The following is a 2,979-nucleotide window of genomic DNA, read 5'->3' as shown; positions in this document are numbered from 1 at the left end:
GAAGATAGCGGGTTCGCTTTCTGTTCTCAAGCTTTCGCGCCATCAACACCCCATCACGCAAGGATTTTGTCAACCCTTGCGTGCTAGAGGGGTTGCACCGGGGGCGCGCGCCGATCACTCTGCGCCCGAACCAAAGGACAGGGGAGCGCCATGAGGAAAGTCGCACTGGGCCGGACCGGTCTGTGGGTGTCCTGCCTGTGCCTGGGCAGCATGACCTGGGGCAGCCAGAACACCCAGGAAGAGGGCCATGCCCAGATCGACCTGGCGCTCGACCGGGGCGTGAACTTCATCGACACCGCGGAAATGTATCCCGTCGCCCCGGTGCGCGAGGAAACCGTCGGCCGGACCGAGCGGATCATCGGCAACTGGCTGCAATCCTCCGGCCGCCGCCATGACGTGATCCTGGCCACCAAGATCACCGGCGAGGGCCAGCGCGCGGTGCGCGAGGGCGCGCCGATCTCGCCCGCAACCATCCGCGAGGCGGTCGAAGGCTCGCTCCGGCGGCTGCGCACCGACCATATCGACCTCTACCAGTTCCACTGGCCCAATCGCGGCTCCTATCATTTCCGCAAGTCCTGGGCCTATGACCCCTCGGGGCAGGACCGCGACGCGATTCTGGCCGACATGCAGAACTGCCTGGAAACGCTGGCCGACCTGGTGCAGGAGGGCAAGATCCGCCATTTCGGCCTGTCGAACGAAACCGCCTGGGGCATCTGCCAGTGGCTGGGGCTGGCCGACCGCCACGGCCTGCCGCGGGCGCAGACGATTCAGAACGAATATTCGCTGCTCTGCCGCCTTTACGACACCGATCTCGCCGAACTGGGCGTGAACGAGGATCTGACGCTGCTGGCCTATACGCCGCTGGCCGCGGGGCTTCTGACCGGGAAATACGCGGGCGATGTCACCCCCGAGGGCACGCGCCGCGCCCGCCAGTCCGACCTGAACGGCCGCATCACCCCCCGGGTCTGGGAGGCGGTCTCGGCCTATCTGGGCATCGCCAAGGCGCATGGGCTGGACCCGGTCCAGATGGCCATCGCCTTCGTCGCCCAGCGGCCCTTTCCGGTGATCCCGATCCTGGGCGCGACCTCGACCGCGCAGCTGGACACCGCGCTGGGCGCGGCCGATCTGACCCTGTCGGACGCGGTGCTGGCCGATATCGCCGCGGCGCACAAGGTCCACCCGATGCCGTTCTGATCCCGCGCCGCAGCGGGCGGCCAAGCGTTGCATCTCCGGCACGCCTGGCCCCTTGCGCGTCCGCCTCCCGCGTCCGGGGCTTGCCACGCCCTGCGACGGCGCCATCATCAGGGTTGCGGACAGGGGGGAAGATCATGCCGCGTCGGACGAACCGCAGGCCGGGTGGGCGCGCCGCCACGCCATCCCTGCGCCCAGAGCATCCGGATCGTCGCGCATGAACCATGTCGCGGCCATTCTCGGGGCGGGCGTGATCGGCGCGGGCTGGGCGGCGCGGTTCGCGCTGATGGGCTGGCAGGTGCGGATCTTCGACCCCGATCCGGCCGCCGCCGCCCGGGTCGGGGCCGCGCTGGAGAATGCCCGCCGCGCCCTGCCGGGGCTGCATGACAGCCCGCTGCCGCCCGAGGGCGCGGTGATCCTGGCCGACCGGATCTCGCGGGCGGTGCAGGGCGCGGACTGGATCCAGGAAAGCGTGCCCGAGCGGCTGGAACTCAAGCGCACGCTCTATCAGAAGGTGCAGGAGAATTGCGCCCGTAACGTGATCCTGGCCTCGTCCTCGGCCGGGTTCACGCCGTCCGCCCTGCAGGGGCCGGGGGCGCGGCGCTGCCCGGTGCTGGTCGCCCGGCCCGCCGATCCGGTCTATCTGCTGCCGCTGGTCGAACTGGTCGCCGCTCCCGACGCGCCGCCCGCAACGCTGGCGCGCGCCCGCGATCTGCTGGCCGGGATCGGCATGGCGCCGCTGCTGCTGCGAGCCGGGACCGAGGGCCAGATCGCGGACCGGCTGACCGGGGCGCTGTGGCGCGAGGCGCTGTGGCTGGTGCAGGAGGGCATCGCCACCACCGCCGAGATCGACCGCGCGATCCGCCTTGGCCCGGGCCTGTCCTGGGCGCAGGCCGGGCCGTTCGGGGCGCGGCTTCTGGCGGGCGGCGAAGAGGGGCTGGCCCCCGCGCTGGCCCGGCTGGGAACCGAGACGCGGCTGGCCGACCTGCCCGAGGCGAGCGAGACGCTGGCCCGGACCTTGGCCGAACAATCCGATGCGGCCACGGGCGGGGTGCCTGTGGCCGAGCTGCTGCGCGCGCGCGATACCGATCTGGTGGCGCTGCTGCGCGCGCTGCGCGGCACCAGCGCGGAGGCGGGGGCGCATCTGGCCGCGTTCGACGCGGCCCGCCAGCCGCCGCCCGGTGACGAGGCCCGCCCGCTGCTGACCCAGGACCGCGCGGTGCCGCTGGACTGGACCGATTACAACGGACACATGACCGAGGCGCGCTATCTGCATGCCTTCGGCGATGCCACCGACCGGTTCATGGAGATCATCGGCTGCGATGCCGATTACATCGCCGCGGGGGCCAGCTTCTTCACCGCCGAGACGCATATCCGCCACCTCGCCGAATTGCACGCGGGCGCGCGGTTCCGGGTCGAGACGACGCTGCTGGAGGCCGGGGGGGCGAAGATGCACCTGTTTCACCGGATGCTGGCGGGCGAGACCCTGGCCGCGACCGGCGAGCATCTGCTGCTGCATGTCAGCCTGGCCACCCGCCGCAGCACGCCCCCCGGCCCCGGGATCGCCCGCCGCCTGGCCCGGATCGCCGAGGCCCATGCCGCGCTGCCGCGTCCCGATGGCGCGGGCCGCGCCGTGGGCCAGAAGCCGGGTTAGAGCGGCTCAGCCTTTCTCTGAATCGAAAGAGGATTCCCATACGGTGCGTTGTGTGATTCAGAATTCATACTGGTGAAGGAGGCCGGCATGGATGACGAAACCGTATTCAGACGACCTTCGGGAGCGTGTTGTCG

At 70.8% G+C, this 2,979-nt stretch carries 2 protein-coding genes; both read left to right on the top strand.

The genetic code is table 11. From position 1 onward, the window contains the following. The first annotated feature begins 150 nt into the window (after positions 1–150). Positions 151–1,194: an aldo/keto reductase gene (locus ENN83_RS10490; protein ID WP_287186759.1), complete on the top strand. Its 1,044-nt coding sequence runs from the start codon at positions 151–153 to the stop codon at positions 1,192–1,194. 214 nt (positions 1,195–1,408) lie between these two features. Continuing rightward, positions 1,409–2,845 (top strand): 3-hydroxyacyl-CoA dehydrogenase NAD-binding domain-containing protein, encoded by a 1,437-nt coding sequence (locus ENN83_RS10485; protein WP_287186756.1) that lies wholly within the window; start codon positions 1,409–1,411, stop codon positions 2,843–2,845. Positions 2,846–2,979 lie beyond the last annotated feature (134 nt).

The organism is Rhodovulum sp. (genome assembly GCF_011048875.1).
GTDB classification, from domain to species: Bacteria; Pseudomonadota; Alphaproteobacteria; order Rhodobacterales; family Rhodobacteraceae; genus Rhodovulum; species Rhodovulum tesquicola.
This window is presented reverse-complemented; position numbering and strand designations above follow the sequence as displayed.